An 18,164-nucleotide genomic window follows, 5' to 3' on the forward strand; every position below is an offset into this window, starting at 1 on the left:
CAATATCAATTAAATGCCAGCAGTTGTGTTGGCTGGGTAATATTAATGTAGTTTTTATACCCAAACTTTTTAGGCTGCTCAATAATTGCTTTCATGGCAATAAGCTTGTAAACATATGAACCGGTTTCGCGGTTCAGGCTCATGCGAAAATAATTATCTTCGTTTTGCTTGTTGATGGCTTTAGCTAATTTAATAGAGCCATTATTGTAAGCAGCGGCAGCCAGTGTCCAGCTGTTAAATTCACCGTATAGTTCTTTAATATACTTGCAGGCCGCAATGGTTGATTTGCGAACGTTCTGCCGTTCATCAACCCCATGACCTACCTTTAAACCGTAGGTACGCGCGGTACCTGCCATAAATTGCCATAAACCCGATGCTCCTTTGGAAGAAGTGCCCGATTTAAGACCCGACTCCACAAGTGGAATGTATTTAAAATCATCAGGAATACCGTAAAACTTCAATATAGGCTCAATAATAGGGAACAGTACTTCGGCCTTACGATGTAGCAAGGTTGATTGTACATTCTTAAAAGCATGCTGCCTGAGCGATTTATTGAGTTTGAAAGTAACCCTGGCATCATTAACAGGTAAAGCTTCGGCTGCAAAATTATAGGCAGCGGTATTGCTTTTAATAAAAATAAATTTCGAGGTTCGATCGCTTAATCGTGCCGGCTTTGCAACCGATTCAGTAATTGTTGTACTGAAGATATTAAGCATGGAAATGAGAACCAGCACCAGCGTTACGGAGCACGTAAGTAAGTGTTTTTTAATCATTTCTTTTTTTATCATTAACTATACATTAGGTAAAATGTGCTGCAAAGGTAGGTCATACGATTCACATAATCAAATACTTAGCTTTTTGCTAACTTTTTTAGTGTTGGTTTTCGGTTCAAAAACGGGGTTTAAAACTGTTTAAACCCCGTTTTTGAACCGCAATATTTTTTTGAAATTTTTGATTAGTTTTTGCCAAAAAAGCGTAACTTTGACCCTCACGCTGCGAAAGCGCTAAACAAAAAAATATGGTATTTAAGAGACCAACAGGTAGTCGCGACGACAAGCCGGGAAAAGCAACAGGTAGAAACTCTACCGGCAGAAGTTCAAGAAGTGATGATCAACCCAAAAGATCATCATCCGCTTCAAAAGGCAAGGCCACTCCAAACGGAGATAAAAAGAAATTAACCCGCCCGGAAAAACCTTTCCAAAGCAACAGGTTCAGTGACGACAAGCCCAAAAGCAGTTTTAGGGACGGTGCTTCATCTGGCGATAAAAAATCATCTACAAGATCAAGGCCATATTCTGGTCGCCCAACATCCGGCGATAGCGATAAACCTAAAAGCAATTTCAGGGACGGCGCTTCATCTGGTGATAAAAAAAGCTTTTCACCACGCAGCAAGCCATACTCTGGCAGGCCAGCATCTGGTGACAGCGACAGGCCGCAAAGAAACTTCGGCGCAAGCTCTGGTCCAAGCGAAAGAAAACCTTACTCCGGCAGACCATCATCCGGCGAAGGCGAAGAAAGACCTAAAAGAAACTTCGGCGCAAGTTCTGGCCCGAGTGAAAGAAAACCTTACGCTGGCAGACCATCATCCGGCGAAGGCGAAGAAAGACCAAAAAGAAGCTTCGGCGCAAGTTCTGGTCCAGGCGAAAAGAAACCATACTCATCTCCACGTACGCGTAAATCAAATGCAGATTTTGGCGATAAGCCTAAAAGAAGCTTCGGCGCGGATAAAGGTGGCGAAGGTAAATTTGGTGCAGGAGCAGAAAGATCAACAGAGAAAAAATTTGGCGACAGGCCAGCCGATGGCGGATTTAAAAAACGCGAAGGCAGTTTCTCTAAAGATAAGCCAGCTTACAACGCCGACAGGCCGCAACGCAAGCCGGTATATGATAAAATAACCAAAGATCTTGACGCGCCGGCAAAAACCATGCGTGGTCGTAAAAAACCTGCAGAAAGCAAAACAAAGGACGACGGACTTATCCGCCTTAACCGTTATATTTCAAATGCAGGTATTTGCTCTCGCCGCAAGGCCGATGAGCTGATCATTGCCGGTGTGGTATCGGTAAATGGGGTGGTAGTTGATGAGTTGGGTGCTAAAATTGATCCTATGAGAGATGAGATCAAATACAATGGCTCAACCCTGCGCCGCGAAAAAATGGTTTACGTATTATTAAATAAACCTAAAGACTATATAACTACTACAGAAGATCCGCAGGAACGCCGTACGGTAATGCACCTGGTTGAAAAAGCAACTAAAGAACGCATTTACCCAATTGGCCGTTTAGACAGGAATACCACAGGCTTGTTGTTAATGACAAACGATGGCGAACTGGCTGACAAGCTTTCGCACCCGCGCAGTAACATCAGCAAACTGTACCAGGTTGAACTAAGCAAAAGCTTATCACAAGGCGACCTTAACAAAATCATTTATGGCGTTGAGCTGGAAGACGGTTTAATAAAACCCGATTCGGTATCATATGTAGCCGGTGGTTCAAAAAGAGAAGTAGGTATACAGATACACAGTGGCAAAAACCGTGTGGTACGCCGCATTTTTGAAAGCCTTGGTTACGAAGTTGTAAAACTGGACAGGGTGGTTTATGCCAACCTTACCAAAAAGGACCTTCCGAGAGGCCGCTACCGCCATTTGGAAGAAAGTGAGATCATCCAGCTTAAACACCTGATAAAATAATAATAAAATGCCTCGTTAACCAACGGGGCATTTTTTTTGCCGATTTTGTTAACTTGCGTTCCTTAATCAATTCTTACCCATATGAAAAAAGTCCTTTTGATCATAGCGATGCTATCGCCGCTGCTTAATTTTGCTCAGGATAAAAAACTAATCCCCAAAACTTTTGATCTTGTTGTGGGCACCTACACCACCGGCACAAGTAAAGGTATTGTGGTTTACCGTTTTTATACACAAAGTGGCAAGCTGGCTTATTTAAGCCAGGTAGATGGTGTAACTAATCCCTCCTATTTAACGCTAAGCAAAAACAACAAATTTATTTACGCTGTAAATGAAGTGACCAAAGGTGAGGTAAGCTCATTTACATTTGATGCTAAAACCGGCAGAATGGATTTTATCAATAAGCAATCATCCTTAGGAGCCGATCCTTGTTATATCGCCGTTGATAAGGCTCAAAAAAATGCTTTTGTGGCTAACTATTCAAGCGGACAGGTTACGGTATTGCCTATAAATAAGGACGGTTCATTAGCTAATGGCAGTGAAACTGTGCGTAATGATGGCCAGGGGCCAAACAAAGAGCGCCAGCAAGGACCACATGCGCATATGAGCATTTTATCGCCCGATGAAAAGTATTTGTTTTATAATGACCTTGGCACCGATAAGATAAACATATACCGCTATCGCGCTGGTAAAGAGTCGCCATTAACAGGCGCCAATCCTGCTTTTGTTAGCGTTACCCCAGGTAGCGGTCCGCGCCACCTGGAATTTTCAGTGGATAAAAAACGTGTTTACCTGGTAACTGAAATGGGATCAAATATTTTTGTATTTGATTATGATAATGGAAAGTTTAAACAAAAACAAGTAATAACCTTATTGCCCGATGGCTTTACCGGCAAAACAGCGGCAGCGGCTATCCACATATCTCCGGATGGAAGATTTCTTTATGCCTCAAACCGTTTAGAAACCAACGAGATCAGTTGTTATGCTGTAAACCAGGAAACCGGCGAACTTACTTTTGTGTCCCGCCAGTCGACCTATGGCAAAAACCCACGCGATTTTGCTATAGATCCTTCAGGGAATTATTTGGTGGTAGCCAACCAGGGCAGCGACAATATGTTTGTATTTAAAATAGATCAAAATACAGGTAGATTACAACAAACAGGTATTAAAATAGACATTGGAAACCCGGTTTGCCTGAAGTTTACTTCAGCTGAATAATAGGTGAAGGGTAAAAGGCAAAAAGGTGAAAGGCGAAAGGTGAAAGTTTTTTTGTGGATGTAAGGATTTGATGGACAAAGAATAAAAGACGCAGCCTCCAAGTCTCCATATAAAAGTAAAAAGGGTAAAGGCATAAGTGAATCACATCATCTTTCGCCTTTACCCTTTTATTTTGACCTAAAAAAAGGAGAACATTTTACCTTTCTCCTTTTACCTTTAACCTAAAGCTTACGGATTTTTAGTGAACGAATAAATAATATATCCTGTTCCGCCACCCACGGTAACTGGTGATTTAAGCGTCATGGCCGAGCCATCATTGTTTCCAATATCCAAACGGTAGCCTTCTGCTACATTTTTAGCTTTATCGCCTTCAAATATTTTTTTGAACTGGAATTGTGTACCTGTTGTTCCGCCGTTAAAAACCGACCAAAATATGGTTTGTGATGTACCATTAGCCAGGGTATAAATACCATTACCACTATTGGTTAGTTTCCAGGTGCTACCAACAAATGCTTCCGGGGCAGCCTGGTCAAACACGTTTTGAACGGCATTTTGAACCAAACCATCATATTTCACATTATTAAGTGTCCAGGTGCCAACAAATTTGCCGCGGGATACGTTAGTTGAAACTGTGTTTTTTGTAGATGAACAGGCTGATAATACAAAAATGAGAGATAGAATTGCAATCGGGGTTTTAAGTAACTTTTTCATGACAGTAGTTTATTTAAATGCTCATTAGCATAAATCCTGCCAAACGCTTAGCTTACTTCGATACTTTTTGAATTAAAGTTTTTTTTAATCTCCAGCAAACGTTCATTAATTGATGCGCTGACCTGATCCGCTTCTTTTACCTTCTTCAGGCTTTTTGCAAAACGATGATCGGTATCTGTTGAAAAACAGATATGTCTTATTTGGGTTATTAATTTCATGAGGCGTTCGGTATACTACCTATTTACGTATTACTAGCGTAAAGGTTACATGAAAATTAATCATAACTTAATATTCTACCTGGCGCTTAAAAAATTAACCAGTAGTTCCATCGCTTTAGCCCGGTGACTGATTTGATTTTTCGCATCCATGCTCATTTCGGCAAAGGTGATATTGTAACCATCCGGCTCAAATATAGGGTCGTATCCAAAACCATCGGTACCACTGGGCGCGGTGCGAATACTGCCCTCTACCGTGCCGTCAAAAAAATGCTCCTCTCCGTTCCAGGTCAGCGATATTACCGTGCGGAAACGGGCTTTGCGATTAGTCTCGCCTTCCAGGTTATCCAATACCTTTTTAATATTAGCCGCATGGTTACCATGCCCGCCTGCGTAACGTGCAGAATAAACTCCCGGCTCGCCATTAAGGGCATCTATCTCCAGACCGCTGTCATCCCCAAAACAGTCCAGGTTATATTTTTTATAAATGAATTGACTTTTTATCGAAGCGTTTTGTTTAAAAGTAGTGCCTGTTTCTTCAATATCATCGTAGCAGCCAATATCATTGAGGGTTAGCAGTTCAATTTTACCATCAATTTTGGCGGCTACCTCATCAAGCTTATGGCGGTTATTGGTTGCGAATACTAATTTGTGCATGTTTCAGATTATTGACAAAGGATTAAAGATTAAGAGGCTGTCTAAAAATAAAAAACAGATCGTCATTGCGAGGTACGAAGCAATCCCGAACTCTGCAGATCCGCTGTGCAAATCCGCCCTGTAATTTGGGGATTGCTTCGTACCTCGCAATGACGGGTGGTTAAATGCCTCATTAGAAGTATAAAAACATTATTGAATCAAATTTAAATAGCTTCTAATCTTCAAATTATAGTGTTTTCATTTGTTCCCAAAATGCCTTTTTATGATCAACACTGTCCATCATATCGCCAAAGGCAAAACTATATAGGCCGGTAAAACCGCCTAATGATTTGGGGGTATTTAATACCAATGGCGGAATACCTTGTGGCAGGGCTTTATTTCCCAATACCAACAATTTCGCAGGCTTAAAAAACTTTAGCAATTCATCATAATGAGTATTCACCTGCTTAGCCAGGTTAACGATAGCCATGTCATCAACAGCAAGGTCCTTTCTTTTAATGATACTGGTAAGTGCTGTCAAATGTGTTTCATCAATAAATTCCAAATCGGGGTAATGTACCAGCACCAAAAAGCTTTTTAAATTTTTCCCCAGATAATTAAAACTAACCGGCGGCGTTTTTACTTCAGGTTGTAACGTTGCAAGTACAGGTTCAGGTTGTCTGGCTATTGGTATCGCCTCTGTAATTATCGGCGTGGCTTCTTCCGCTAATGGCGCGGTCATAACTATATTTTCATATTGTGACTTATCGGTATTTAGCAGATAAAGCTCATCCTGTAAAATAAAGTGCAGGGCAACGGGGTTTTCAACTTTCACTTTAACAAATTTTAACCAAAAGTAGTTAAACGGTTTCAAGCATTATAACCATATTAGCACAATTATAGCAAACTGTGTTTTATTGAAATTAATTGTACAGCTATAATTAATAAATTTTACCGAAATTTGAAGTTTTAACGGATGCATTTAATCCGTTTTATTTAGTACATAAGCATTACATGAGAAAGTTAGGGTTATTAGTTTTAAGTTTTATTTCTATTATATCAGTTACCAGGGCACAGATAAAAGCAGATTCGGCCAAAACTGCAAAGGCCGATACTACTACAGCAAGAACACCCGGCAAAACACTGGATAAAATTGCAGCCATTGTTGGTAACAGCCCCATACTATTATCTGATATTGAACAACAATACGCCCAATATCTGGTACAGGGTATGCAGCCAAACCCGGATATGAAATGCCGCATACTGCAATCATTATTAACTCAAAAACTGTTGGCCCAGCAGGCTATTATTGATAGTATTGATGTTAAAGATGATGATATTGACGCCAGTGTTGACCGCCGGATGCGCGAAATGATGCAACGGGCCGGAGGCCAGGATAAACTGGAAGGCTTTTTAGGCCGTTCGCTTATCCAATACAAGGATGAAATACGCCCCGACATGAAAGAGCAAATGATTGCTCAAAAAATGCAGGCAAAAATTACCGAAAAACTGAATGTTACCCCTCAGGATGTTAAAGATTACTTCAATACCATTCCGAAAGATAGTTTGCCATCATTTAATAAAGAGGTAGAGATTGGCGAGATAGTTTTTCAGCCTAAATTGAATAAAGAAGAAAAGGAATTATATAAGCAAAAGGCCGAAGAACTGCTGGCCAGGGTTAAAAAAGGAGAAGACTTTGGAACCTTAGCAAGGCTTTACTCACAGGATCCACAATCTGCAGTTGAGGGTGGCGACCTTGGTTTTGCCGATCGTACCATATTTGTAAAAGAGTTTACGGCCAACGCTTTTAAACTTAAAGCAGGGCAGCTATCACCCGTATTTGAAACCGATTTTGGATTTCACTTTTTACAGGTTATTGAGCGCCGCGGAGAGCAGGTACACGTAAGGCATATATTAATCTCGCCGGCCATAACCCAGGCCAGTTTGGATAGAGCTAAAACCAAAGCTGATAGCATTTATACGCTGATACTGGCAAACAAAAAAACATTTGACTTTTCGGCTGCTGCAGCCTATTATTCAGACGATAAGGAAACCAAATTCAATGGAGGTATGATGCTTAATGCTGAAAACGTGCAAAACCGCTCAACCTTTATCCCTACCGATAAGCTTGACCCTAAAGTTGCACTTACTATTGATACCATGAAAGTTGGCAGCATTTCAAAACCCGATTTGTTTACCGGCGCCGACGGCAAAAAGAGTTACAAAATTTTATATTTGAAATCAGCTACCGATGCGCACAAGGCAAACCTGGCACAGGATTTTCCTAAATTAAAGGAGTTTGCTTTTGAGGATAAAAACAGCAAAACGGTAAACAAATGGTTTGATAAACGCCGCAAAGAAACTTTTATCAAAATTGACAAGGAATACCAAACCTGCGATATCCTGAAAAAATGGGTAACAACACCAACAAGTACAAGCGCCCAAACTAAATAACACCCAATCTATGCCACACCGTTCTGATGTTGAAGCAGCCGATGCTTTAAAGCTTGCTTACCAGCAAATACGATCCGAAATAGGAAAAGTAATCATTGGGCAGGACGAGGTGGTAAAATTTGTGCTGATATCTATTTTCAGCAACGGGCATTGTTTACTGGTAGGCGTACCCGGCCTTGCTAAAACCCTGCTGGTGCAAACCGTATCACAGGTACTTGACCTGGATTTTAAACGCATCCAGTTTACACCAGATCTGATGCCATCAGACATCATCGGCTCAGAAATTTTAGGCGAAGACAGAAATTTTAAATTTATACCCGGCCCCGTTTTCAGTAACATCATCCTGGCCGATGAAATAAATCGTACCCCGCCCAAAACACAGGCTGCCTTACTGGAAGCTATGCAGGAAAAAGCGGTTACCGCCGCCGGTATAACACATAAGCTTGCAAAACCCTTTTTTGTACTGGCTACCCAAAACCCTATTGAGCAGGAAGGAACCTATCCCCTGCCCGAGGCACAGCTTGACAGGTTTATGTTTAACGTTGCATTAGATTATCCCTCATTTAAAGAGGAATTGCAGGTTGTTAAAAACACCACAAGCACGTTAAAGGTGGAGGTTAAAAAAATACTGAACGCCGAGCAGATCACTTACTTTCAGCAACTGGTGCGTAACATCCCGGTTACCGATCATGTGATGGAATACGCCGTAAAGCTGGTATCAAAAACCCGCCCCAATACCGAGTTTGCCACACCACACATCAACCGTTTACTTACCTGGGGTGCCGGTCCGCGCGCATCACAATTTTTAGTTTTGGGGGCCAAATGCCATGCCGTTATCAACGGGAAATATTCACCTGATATTGAAGATGTACAGGCCGTTGCCAAACCTATTTTAACCCACCGCATTGTACGCAGCTACCATGCCGAAGCAGAAGGACTATCGGCTGCTGATATTATTGAGGGGTTATTTTAACTGAACCTTACCCATGCAAACATTATTACAGCTACAAAACGGCGAACTAAAAGGAGCCGTTTCGTTGTCGCTCGCCGAAGGGCTTTCTTCTTTTCCGGAAGAAATATTTGAACTGGCAGATACGCTGGAAACGCTTGATCTTTCGCGGAATAACCTTAGCTCATTCCCTGCAGATTTTGGCCGGCTTAAAAAGCTGAAGACCGTTTTCTGCTCAGAAAATTCATTCACCATATTACCCGAAGTTTTAGCCGATTGCCCGCTGCTGGATATTGTTGGATTTAAAGCAAACCAAATAACAACTGTACCGGCAAGATCCCTTAACCCCAATCTGCGCTGGCTGATACTTACCAATAACAACATTACAAAACTACCGGCCGATATAGGCAATTGCACAAGGATGCAAAAGTTAATGCTTGCCGGTAATAAGTTGACAACGTTACCCCAGGAACTTAGTAACTGTAGTAACCTGGAGCTTTTACGAATCTCGGCCAATAAGCTAAGTAGTATGCCCGAATGGCTTTTACAAATGCCGAAACTATCGTGGCTGGCATTTTCAGGAAACCCTTTTGGCGAAAAACCTGTTGTGAAGCCACTTGTTTTGATTAACTGGCGTGATTTGGAGATCAATTATAAGCTTGGAGAAGGCGCATCGGGCATTATATCCAAGGCAACCAGGCAACTGGCGGGCCAAATAGAAGAAGTAGCCGTAAAAACCTTTAAAGGCTCAGTCACCAGCGACGGATTGCCGGAAGATGAGATGGATGCCTGTATTACCGCAGGAGTTCATCACGGATTGGTAAAACTAATTGGCCAGATAACAGCCCATCCCGAAGGTAAAAAAGGTTTAGTTATGGGTTTGATCCCCTCATTTTTTTATAACCTCGGTTTACCCCCCAGTCTGCAAAGCTGCACCAGGGATGTTTTTGAGGAAAATATGGCCCTTTCTGTTCTGCAAATAGTGAAAATAGCCAGTACCATTGCCTCAGTTGCTGTTCAATTACATGATAGAGGCATTATGCACGGTGATATGTACACCCATAATACCTTAATAGATGATGAAGGAAATACTTTATTTGGCGATTTTGGGGCCGCTACCTTTTACAATAAAACAGATAGCAAAATAGCATCAGCACTTGAGCGGCTTGAAGTGAGAGCTTATGGCTGCCTGCTTGATGATCTGCTTAGCCTTAATAAGGAAGCAAAAAGTGATGAAAATTTAATAAAGATCGCCGGTATCAGGGATGCTTGTATGGCAGCAGATGTTTCATCCAGACCAGGCTTTCGTTACCTGGAACATGAATTGCTGCAATTACAATGAAATTATCTTCTAAAATAGGGCTTTAACCAACAAATACTTGTCCCCCGGCTTTTATGGTAACCGGGGGAGATATTTCTCTATTGCTCAAACATTGCCAACATATTGTTTATCGCATTGGCCGAGTGTAATGATGCGGTTGATTCAAGCGTTATTCTTCCAACATCAGCAAATCTTGCGCACATTTGTTTTTCATAGCTTGCAATAGCCTTTTGCATATTAGTAAATGCCGGATTGGTTAAACATTCGCTTAATTCCAACGCATCCAACATAGCCATATTTACACCTTCTCCGGCATAAGGTGGCATCCAATGGGCGGCATCGCCCAGCATGGTTATATTGGGTATTGTTTCCCAGCTTTGATCTAAGGGCATACAATATTGCGGCCTTATAATAAAACTTGTTTTATCATTTTCAAACAATTCCAACCAAACACTGCCCCATTCAGAAAATTCCTTTTTAAACCAGGTCAGCATTTCTACATTGTCTTTAAAATCTATTCCACTTTCACGAAACCAAAATTCATCCGTTTTACAACCTGTAGCAAATCCCAGGCTACCATCGCCTTTTGAACTTACAATTAAAGATTTTTCATTTCCAAAAGCAAAAATTTTCCCGCCCTTAAGCAGTTCGTGAATTTTCGGCGTTATTTTTTCCGAATCGCTTACAAATCCCTCTACCATTGTGATACCTACATAAAAAGGTTTTACGGCAGTTATGTGTGAACGAATTTTAGAATTAGCACCGTCTGCAGCAATTACGATATCTGCCATAGCTGATTTGCCATCTTGAAACTCAAGCTTCCAGGAATCATTAACCGACTCAAGTGATACAATATGGCTGTCCCAAACTACAGTGCCCGGTTTTAATGATGCTAATAAAATATCCCTTAACGGGCCCCGGTCAATTTCCGGTCTAAACCATTCATTTCCGAATGCTTCAACTGTTTCATATACGTGTTGATCAAACACAATATTTGCCTTATTATCTACGATGCGGATTTTGTCTGCTCCTGGTCTGTAATTGGCTTTAAAAGCCTCCATTAATCCCGCTTTCTTTAAAGCTGCTAATCCAGATTCCTCGTGAAGGTCAAGAGCACCACCCTGCACCCGTACATGCTTATTTAAGTCTCTTTCATATACTTTCACATCTGCACCGTTCATTTGTAAAAGCCGAGCAAGTGTTAATCCGCCGGGGCCACCACCTACAATTGATATTTTTTTGTTTTCAATTAACATATTTTAAATATTAGTTTTCTCAATCATCTTACGCGTTATGCTTATTAAGACGATTGAGAAAAGAAAATACTTTAAATTTTATTCTCCTTCCATAAAAAACCTGAAATGTTAAATATTATAATTTAACATTTTCCATACACCTCATTTCATTAAATATTCATTTATTCCCCATAACTTTATCAAATGTCATCCCATCATATTGTTCGCGAAAAACAGGAGCCTGCATTACTGGTGCTGGGGATAGATAATTTTGAGGAAGAACTGCTGGGCCAACTACTGGAGTGGAGCCCAACGGTGATCACGATACCCGATACTGCCGAAAAGCTAAACAGTTTTGGGATCAAGGTAGATTGGATAGTTAGCTATGGAGATGAGGTGATCCAGCAATCGGATATCAAACTGATACCGGCGGCAAATGATAGCCTGGCCGTTACAGCATTGAAGTTCCTTACGGCTAATAGCTATCCGGCGGTGAACATTATTACTGACGAGTTGGCATTAGACGATTTTTTGCCCTATGCTGATAAAATTAACCTGGTTATTTTTAACAACCGGCAAAAAATTTATCCCGTTACATCGGGCTTCAGCAAATGGAAACCTGCCGGCGAGCAAATTGAGTTATTAACATTACCTAATAGACTGCAATACAAAGGCTTGCAAAACACCGGGCAAGGACTTTATAAAACCACCGGTGACGGTTTTTTTAGCCTGCAGTTTGAAGAGCCTTTTTTGCTGATTGCCGAGGCTTTAAATTAATAAGCGCAGTGTAATAAAAACGGCTTTTTAGGGTTGTTGTTAAGGTGAAATTTATATTGGTGTGCTTTTTGTATTATGTTGTAAATAATTATTAAATATCAATTAAACCGTTTAAACATTCTTTAGTCTATACTTATATATCATCAGCAAAATACCTGCTGAACAGTTAAAAAACTTTCGATCATGAAAAGGACATATAAAAATTTATTTTCATTCGCTATAGCAGGCCTGTTGAGCTTGCCTTTAGCTTTTACAGCAAATGCACAGCATAGAGGCGGCGGCGGTGGTGGCGGAAGCAGCAGTGGCGGTGGCGGCGGTTCAAGATCTGGCGGCGGTGGCGGCGGAAGTGTTGGCGTTTCCCGTTCTTCAGGCGGCGGCAACGTAGGTGTTGCCCGTCCTTCATTTAATGGTGGCGGCGGCAGTGGTCAGCGGTCAGCTATAGCCCCGGTATCCCGTGGCTTTAGCGGCAATGGTAATGTAACCCGTGGTAATGTAAATGTAGCCCCTCAGCGTGGCTATGGCAACAGGACAAATAGCGTAGCTGTAGCTCCTCAACGCAGTAGCATAAACGGGGGCGGACAACGCGTTTACAGCGGTACCCGTAGCTATAACAGTGTTGACAGGCGCGCTTATAATGGCGGCCGTGGTTCTTACTACAATGGCGCTAACGGATACGGCAATAGGGTTTATGCAAATGGTTACCGGTATGGCGGCCGTGGCGGATATTTTGGAAGCCATGGATACTACCCATATCACAACTATTATAACTCATACTATTATCCACGTATTGGTTTCAGCATAGGATTTTTGCCTTTCGGCTATTATCCATTCTGGTACGGCGATTATCAATATTACTATAGCGATGGTTTATACTACCGTCAATATAATGATCAATATACTGTTGTTGAACCACCTATAGGTGCCGAAGTTAAAAACCTGCCATCAGATGCCAAGTCTATCAGCATTAATGGCGAGCAGTACTATGAATCAAATGGTGTATACTATCAACCATATACCAAAGATGATGGCACACAGGTTTATGTAATTGCAGGTAAAGATGGCGAGTTAAATACCGATAATGGCGGCAATGGCGATGTTCAGCAAGGCCCGCAAATAGGCGATATTGTTAACCAGTTACCTGATGATTGCAGAAAAATAAAGATTAATGGCGAAAAGCTATTTGTTTCTCCTGATGGTTATTACTACCAGGAAAGTAGAAATAATAATGGTGATACCGTTTACAAAATTGTAGGTACACCATCTGACGAGCCGGATCAACAATAATAAATTCAATTCAATTTTTTTTATGCAGGCGCAGGCTGTTTCAGTAATGAAGCGGCCTGCTTTGTTATTGGCCAATACTGAGCAATTCGGCGCAACATCCTGTTATTTAATTGGGGCTCATTAAACGCTATAAAAGTATTAATGGCATACCCGGTAAATAGCTATTTTTACCATACCCCATTGCATATTACCGAGTATGAAATATTTAGCAGCTTTATTCCTTATTATTATTTTGTCAATAAGCGCGCAGGCGTCGCCGGCCGATTCCCTCACGCTGTACCGGGCCGATAACCCCCTCATTCAATATATTGGAAGGGTTGATCTGTCAGACCTATTAAGGCCAAGGATGTGGTCGCCTGGTGTATATATCAAGGTGCGGTTTAAAGGCCGTAAATGCCAGTTACTTATTAACGACCAGGAGATGTATGGCAAAAGCCATAACTACCTGGAGATTGCCGTTGATAACAAAAAACCTTATCGTATACAAACCACCGGTAAAACCAATGTGATCACTATAGCCGATGGATTGGATGAAGGTATCCACACTGTATTGATCTGTAAAGACACAGAATCAATGATCGGGTTTATTGATTTCCTTGGCATCCGCTGCAACAAGCTGTTAGCAACATCAAAGGCAAAGCATAAAATAGAGTACATCGGCGATTCTATCACCAGTGGTGCAGGCATGGATCAATCAGTAGTACCTTGCGATAAAGGCGAATGGTACGATCAGCACAACGCCTATATGAGCTACGGGCCAACCACATCGCGTAATTTAAACGCCGACTGGCAGCTTACCTCGGTAGCAGGTATTGGCCTTGTACATAGCTGTTGCAATATGAACGTAGTTATGCCACAGGTATTTGATAAAGTATACCTCCGCAATGATTCCATAGCATGGGATTTTAAGCGCTATCAGCCAGATTTGGTTACTATTTGCCTGGGGCAAAATGATGGCGTACAGGACTCGGTCTTGTATTGTGGCGCCTACCTTCAATTTATTGGTACTATAAGGCAAAGGTACCCCAGGGCCGATATTGTTTGCTTAACCAGCCCAATGGCAGATGGCAAACTAACAGATGCCCTGCAACGTTATATTAAAGCAATTACAGCCTATGCGAATGCCAACGGCGATAAAAAGGTATATAAATACTTTTTCTCGCGCAGGTATTATAACGGCTGCGGCACCCATCCCGATCTTGACGAACACCAGCTTATTGCCGCTGAATTAACAGCCTATTTAAAAAAGCTGAAGGGATGGTAATAAACCCCTCAACAGAGAAAGATTCAGAACAGGCACACTTTTATTTTACAAACCCATACCCAAACTATCATAAAACACGTTGCTTTGTAATAAAATAAGGCATCTATGAGCAGTATTCTACATATCCTTAATGGCGATTCTACATTATACGGTTTCAATCAAACCGGACTTGATGGCGATGTAATGGTTTGGCGCGAAGTATTATCCGAGGGGCCATTGCAGGAAAATATTTCATCGGCAAGTTTCTGGACAGCCCGCTCCGAATGGATTAGTAAAACATTTAATGAGCCTGTTGAAGATTATCAGCATAAAATGATTGAAGAACTGGGCAAGTTGAATGGATCTTATGACGAGATTAACCTCTGGTTTGAGTTCGACCTGCATTGCCAGGTAAATCTATTGGGGGTGATGCAAATGTTAAATCAGCAAACCAATATGTCATTGCCGGCGGTATACCTTATTTGCCCGGCATGTTATCCGGGAATAGATGATTTTAGGGGGATGGGTGAGTTAAATGGCGATCAGCTGGAAGACCTTTATGACAGCAGGGAGCAGCTCAGTGAATGGGAATTTGAACTTGCCGCCGAGGCCTGGCCATTGTATGTAAATGGCAATGCTGATGATCTGCAGCTATGGCTTGATGAAAACTCATTTTGGGGAATATTGCACCTGCTTAAGCCTGCCCTGCAAGCCCATATAAAAAGGCTACGAACCAATACCGACGGCCTGAATTATATAGAACAAACGCTATTGGATATTTATAACAGCGGCATCAAAACCAAAATTGAAATATACCAGACCTTTTGGTCTACAGAAAAAATTTATGGTATGGGCGATTCAGAAATTGATATTTATCTTAACCGCCTTAAACAAATGCAACTTATTGAACTATAATAATGACTAACACCTATATTATCAGCGGCGCTGGCAGCGGCATTGGCAAAGCCATTACTCAAAAACTGGCTAATGATGGTCACAATTGTGTTTTACTTGGCCGCAATGCCGATAAGCTGCAGGAAACTTTATCAACCCTACCCAAAGGAGAGCACCTGATCCTTATTGCAGATATAGCCAATAAGGAAAGCTTAGCTAATGCACTGAAGCAATTAGGAGATACAGCGGTAAACGGCCTCATAGCCAACTCTGGCATTGGCGGCGAAAACTACTGGGGCAACGATGACCGGTGGGGAGATATTATTAACACCAACCTTACCGGCACCTACAACTTTGTAAATACTTTTTTGCCTGCCCTGCAAGCATCAGGGAATAATAAACATATCCTCATTACTTCATCGATACTGGCCAGATTGGGTGTGGCCAATTATTCGGCCTACTGCGCATCAAAAGCGGGCTTACTTGGCTTGATGCGTTCATGGGCAATACAGTTTGCCCCACAACAAATATTGGTAAATGCTATTTGCCCCGGTTGGGTTGATACAGAAATGTCGCAAAACGGATTGCAGGGTATTGCCGATGGCATTGGCATAAGCAAACAGGAGTTTTATGAAATAGCCATGCAAAGCGTACCGCTAAAACGGATGAGCCAGCCAGAAGAGGTTGCTAACCTGGTTGCATACCTGCTAAGCCAGCAAAGTATAACCGGCCAAAGCCTGGATATCAACTGCGGAGCTATAATGAACAGCTAAACATTAAGGTACCGTGACCGCTATGGTAGGCGATCGTTCACTCTCATTCTTCATTCTGTCAAGTGCCGTCACTACATAAAAATAAGTCTTGCCTTTTTGAACCGTATTATCCTCATAGGTAAGGTTAGTATTGTAGATGATCTTCAGGATGTTTTTAGGGTCGTCGATATTTATTTTCTCATTATCATTCTCAAACCGGTATATCACGTAGCCATACACCGCTTCTTCATCCTTAGCAAGCGTAGGTGTAAGCCACTTTACCATAACGCTGTTTTTATTTACAATCGGCCGGACAGTAACATTTTGCGGGGCATTAGGAGCAACAGAATCGCGCCAAAGCATAACGGGGGGCAACGCCGGGTACCTGTAATAATTGTTCCGCAAAGAATCGGTAATGCCAAGCGGATTATTGGTAAGCGAACTGGAACTGAAATAAACACTCCCCTGCACCCGCGGATTATTCCTGATCATATTGATCTGTTCGGGCACTTGGCCGGGGTTTTTAAAGGCTGCTGTTTTACGCTCATTAATGCGGTAAGCCGCCTGCCCTATGTACAAATGCCGGCCGAAGGTATTATCGCTCCACCAGTTTAACAATTTATCAAAAGCTGCCGCCCGGTTGCCTATAGGCCAGTACAATTGCGGGTTTATATAATCAACCCATCCTTCTTTGATCCACTCGCGTGAGTCGGCGTAATTTTCATAATAGGATGATCCTCCGTTGGTTTCAGATCCCTCATCATTTTGTGATTTATTAGCCCAGATGCCAAACGGGCTTACACCAAATTTAATGTCCGGGTCATGCGCATGCACGCTATCGCCAATCATCTTTATTAACAAATCGACATTATGACGGCGCCAATCTTTTACATTATCATATCCTTCGCCGTATTTGGCATAGGAGGCGTCATCGTTTATTTTTTGCCCGGCAATAGGGTATGGATAAAAATAATCATCCATATGTACGCCGTCGATATCATAATTATCAACCACATCCAATATCACCTGTACAATATAATCGCGCACTTCCGGCAAACCCGGATTAAATGTTTTGATACCACCATAGGTAAAAAACCACTCCGGTTTTATTTTAGTAATATGCTGCGGACTAAGTGCCGCAAAATTACCATCAAAAGTTGCTCTGTAAGGATTAAACCAGGCATGCAGTTCCATTCCGCGTTTGTGGGCTTCGGTAATAGCAAACTCCAGCGGGTCATATGCAGGGCTGGGTCCCTGTCCCTGTTTGCCCGTTAAATATTTTGACCAGGGCTCGCGGCTTTTCGCGTAAAAAGCATCGGCAGCAGGCCTTACCTGCAGCATAATGGCATTGATGCCGGTTTCCTGGTGCGAGTTTAATATATCAATCAGTTGTTGCTTTTGCTTTTCGGATGTGAATTTGGCACTGGTTGGCCAGTCGATGTTTACTACGGTTGCTACCCACACCCCTCTAAATTCGCGTTTGGGTTCGGTCTTAGCTGCTACAGGCGCATTTGTTGGTTCAGCCGGTTGTGCCTTAACGCTTATAACAATAAACAGGGTGGCTATCAATAGTAAAAACGGGCGGTATATATGCATTAAACCTAATTAATTAAAGATGCAAAGATATAAAACTCATATGGTAGGGGTTTTATTATACTATATAAATTTGTCCTCATATTGCGATTTTGGCTTATTGTACTTATTTTTATCCTTTACCAACGCCATTTTAAAATCTCAATTTTTAAAAAAAATCATATTTTAAACCTTTTTACGTTTAATAGCGTTGTGTAAA

17 protein-coding genes are annotated in these 18,164 nt (G+C 41.8%); 10 read left to right on the forward strand and 7 right to left on the reverse strand.

The features are described 5' to 3' along the window. Window positions 1-5: 5 nt before the first annotated feature. Window positions 6-788, reverse strand: coding sequence for a lytic transglycosylase domain-containing protein (locus tag AC1DYB_RS09355; protein ID WP_295716859.1), 783 nt, complete (start codon window positions 786-788; stop codon window positions 6-8). A 230-nt stretch (window positions 789-1,018) separates the two neighbouring features. On the opposite strand from AC1DYB_RS09355, the gene AC1DYB_RS09360 reads away from it, so the two are divergent. Both AC1DYB_RS09360 and AC1DYB_RS09365 read left to right on the forward strand, forming a co-directional pair. Further along, entirely contained in the window at window positions 1,019-2,686 is a 1,668-nt protein-coding gene (locus AC1DYB_RS09360) for a pseudouridine synthase (protein ID WP_477434327.1), read from the forward strand. An 81-nt stretch (window positions 2,687-2,767) separates the two neighbouring features. Beyond that, entirely contained in the window at window positions 2,768-3,901 is a 1,134-nt protein-coding gene (locus AC1DYB_RS09365; protein WP_477434329.1) for a lactonase family protein, read from the forward strand. A gap of 228 nt (window positions 3,902-4,129) precedes the next feature. Here the strand turns inward: AC1DYB_RS09365 and AC1DYB_RS09370 are convergent, their stop codons facing one another. From AC1DYB_RS09370 to AC1DYB_RS09385, 4 genes are all read right to left on the reverse strand, one after another. Continuing rightward, window positions 4,130-4,612 carry a hypothetical protein gene (locus tag AC1DYB_RS09370; RefSeq protein WP_477391500.1) on the reverse strand — a complete coding sequence of 161 codons (483 nt, stop codon included), beginning with the start codon at window positions 4,610-4,612 and terminating at the stop codon, window positions 4,130-4,132. Window positions 4,613-4,659: 47 nt separating this feature from the next. Next, complete coding sequence (locus AC1DYB_RS09375; protein ID WP_477434331.1) at window positions 4,660-4,830, reverse strand: hypothetical protein; 171 nt, start codon at window positions 4,828-4,830, stop codon at window positions 4,660-4,662. 75 nt (window positions 4,831-4,905) lie between these two features. Then, entirely contained in the window at window positions 4,906-5,484 is a 579-nt protein-coding gene (locus AC1DYB_RS09380; protein WP_477434333.1) for a non-canonical purine NTP diphosphatase, read from the reverse strand. A gap of 226 nt (window positions 5,485-5,710) precedes the next feature. Continuing rightward, window positions 5,711-6,298, reverse strand: a complete 588-nt coding sequence (locus tag AC1DYB_RS09385; protein ID WP_477434335.1) for a hypothetical protein — start codon at window positions 6,296-6,298, stop codon at window positions 5,711-5,713. A 179-nt stretch (window positions 6,299-6,477) separates the two neighbouring features. On the opposite strand from AC1DYB_RS09385, the gene AC1DYB_RS09390 reads away from it, so the two are divergent. From AC1DYB_RS09390 to AC1DYB_RS09400, 3 genes are read left to right on the forward strand one after another with little or no spacing between them, the layout of a single operon-like run. Then, window positions 6,478-7,917 carry a peptidylprolyl isomerase gene (locus tag AC1DYB_RS09390; protein ID WP_477434337.1) on the forward strand — a complete coding sequence of 480 codons (1,440 nt, stop codon included), beginning with the start codon at window positions 6,478-6,480 and terminating at the stop codon, window positions 7,915-7,917. A 10-nt stretch (window positions 7,918-7,927) separates the two neighbouring features. Further along, window positions 7,928-8,890, forward strand: a complete 963-nt coding sequence (locus tag AC1DYB_RS09395) for an AAA family ATPase (RefSeq protein ID WP_477434339.1) — start codon at window positions 7,928-7,930, stop codon at window positions 8,888-8,890. 13 nt (window positions 8,891-8,903) lie between these two features. After that, window positions 8,904-10,208: a leucine-rich repeat domain-containing protein gene (locus AC1DYB_RS09400; RefSeq protein ID WP_477434341.1), complete on the forward strand. Its 1,305-nt coding sequence runs from the start codon at window positions 8,904-8,906 to the stop codon at window positions 10,206-10,208. Between the two features lie 77 nt (window positions 10,209-10,285). Here the strand turns inward: AC1DYB_RS09400 and AC1DYB_RS09405 are convergent, their stop codons facing one another. Continuing rightward, window positions 10,286-11,443, reverse strand: a complete 1,158-nt coding sequence (locus AC1DYB_RS09405; protein WP_477434343.1) for an FAD-dependent oxidoreductase — start codon at window positions 11,441-11,443, stop codon at window positions 10,286-10,288. Window positions 11,444-11,626: 183 nt separating this feature from the next. Here AC1DYB_RS09405 and AC1DYB_RS09410 point away from each other — a divergent pair, with 183 nt between their 5' ends. From AC1DYB_RS09410 to AC1DYB_RS09430, 5 genes are all read left to right on the forward strand, one after another. Further along, a complete protein-coding gene (locus AC1DYB_RS09410; protein WP_477434345.1) occupies window positions 11,627-12,199 on the forward strand; it encodes a thiamine diphosphokinase in 573 nt (190 codons plus the stop codon). Between the two features lie 564 nt (window positions 12,200-12,763). Then, a complete protein-coding gene (locus AC1DYB_RS09415) occupies window positions 12,764-13,483 on the forward strand; it encodes a DUF6515 family protein (protein ID WP_477434857.1) in 720 nt (239 codons plus the stop codon). Window positions 13,484-13,679: 196 nt separating this feature from the next. Further along, window positions 13,680-14,747: an SGNH/GDSL hydrolase family protein gene (locus AC1DYB_RS09420; RefSeq protein ID WP_477434347.1), complete on the forward strand. Its 1,068-nt coding sequence runs from the start codon at window positions 13,680-13,682 to the stop codon at window positions 14,745-14,747. Between the two features lie 105 nt (window positions 14,748-14,852). Beyond that, window positions 14,853-15,641, forward strand: a complete 789-nt coding sequence (locus AC1DYB_RS09425; RefSeq protein WP_477434349.1) for a DUF1835 domain-containing protein — start codon at window positions 14,853-14,855, stop codon at window positions 15,639-15,641. Between the two features lie 2 nt (window positions 15,642-15,643). Beyond that, window positions 15,644-16,393: an SDR family NAD(P)-dependent oxidoreductase gene (locus AC1DYB_RS09430; RefSeq protein WP_477434351.1), complete on the forward strand. Its 750-nt coding sequence runs from the start codon at window positions 15,644-15,646 to the stop codon at window positions 16,391-16,393. Between the two features lie 3 nt (window positions 16,394-16,396). Here the strand turns inward: AC1DYB_RS09430 and AC1DYB_RS09435 are convergent, their stop codons facing one another. Continuing rightward, window positions 16,397-17,968 carry a glycoside hydrolase family 10-like protein gene (locus AC1DYB_RS09435; RefSeq protein ID WP_295716831.1) on the reverse strand — a complete coding sequence of 524 codons (1,572 nt, stop codon included), beginning with the start codon at window positions 17,966-17,968 and terminating at the stop codon, window positions 16,397-16,399. Between the last annotated feature and the right edge of the window lie 196 nt (window positions 17,969-18,164).

This window comes from Mucilaginibacter sp. P2_A4, assembly GCF_056405015.1.

Bases quoted from the DNA above. Each gene is read 5' to 3' on its own strand.
- AC1DYB_RS09355 (WP_295716859.1), bottom strand. From the start codon at position 788: ATGATAAAAAAAGAAATGATTAAAAAACACTTACTTACGTGCTCCGTA.
- AC1DYB_RS09360 (WP_477434327.1), top strand. From the start codon at position 1,019: ATGGTATTTAAGAGACCAACAGGTAGTCGCGACGACAAGCCGGGAAAA.
- AC1DYB_RS09365 (WP_477434329.1), top strand. From the start codon at position 2,768: ATGAAAAAAGTCCTTTTGATCATAGCGATGCTATCGCCGCTGCTTAAT.
- AC1DYB_RS09370 (WP_477391500.1), bottom strand. From the start codon at position 4,612: ATGAAAAAGTTACTTAAAACCCCGATTGCAATTCTATCTCTCATTTTT.
- AC1DYB_RS09375 (WP_477434331.1), bottom strand. From the start codon at position 4,830: ATGAAATTAATAACCCAAATAAGACATATCTGTTTTTCAACAGATACC.
- AC1DYB_RS09380 (WP_477434333.1), bottom strand. From the start codon at position 5,484: ATGCACAAATTAGTATTCGCAACCAATAACCGCCATAAGCTTGATGAG.
- AC1DYB_RS09390 (WP_477434337.1), top strand. From the start codon at position 6,478: ATGAGAAAGTTAGGGTTATTAGTTTTAAGTTTTATTTCTATTATATCA.
- AC1DYB_RS09395 (WP_477434339.1), top strand. From the start codon at position 7,928: ATGCCACACCGTTCTGATGTTGAAGCAGCCGATGCTTTAAAGCTTGCT.
- AC1DYB_RS09400 (WP_477434341.1), top strand. From the start codon at position 8,904: ATGCAAACATTATTACAGCTACAAAACGGCGAACTAAAAGGAGCCGTT.
- AC1DYB_RS09405 (WP_477434343.1), bottom strand. From the start codon at position 11,443: ATGTTAATTGAAAACAAAAAAATATCAATTGTAGGTGGTGGCCCCGGC.
- AC1DYB_RS09410 (WP_477434345.1), top strand. From the start codon at position 11,627: ATGTCATCCCATCATATTGTTCGCGAAAAACAGGAGCCTGCATTACTG.
- AC1DYB_RS09420 (WP_477434347.1), top strand. From the start codon at position 13,680: ATGAAATATTTAGCAGCTTTATTCCTTATTATTATTTTGTCAATAAGC.
- AC1DYB_RS09425 (WP_477434349.1), top strand. From the start codon at position 14,853: ATGAGCAGTATTCTACATATCCTTAATGGCGATTCTACATTATACGGT.
- AC1DYB_RS09430 (WP_477434351.1), top strand. From the start codon at position 15,644: ATGACTAACACCTATATTATCAGCGGCGCTGGCAGCGGCATTGGCAAA.
- AC1DYB_RS09435 (WP_295716831.1), bottom strand. From the start codon at position 17,968: ATGCATATATACCGCCCGTTTTTACTATTGATAGCCACCCTGTTTATT.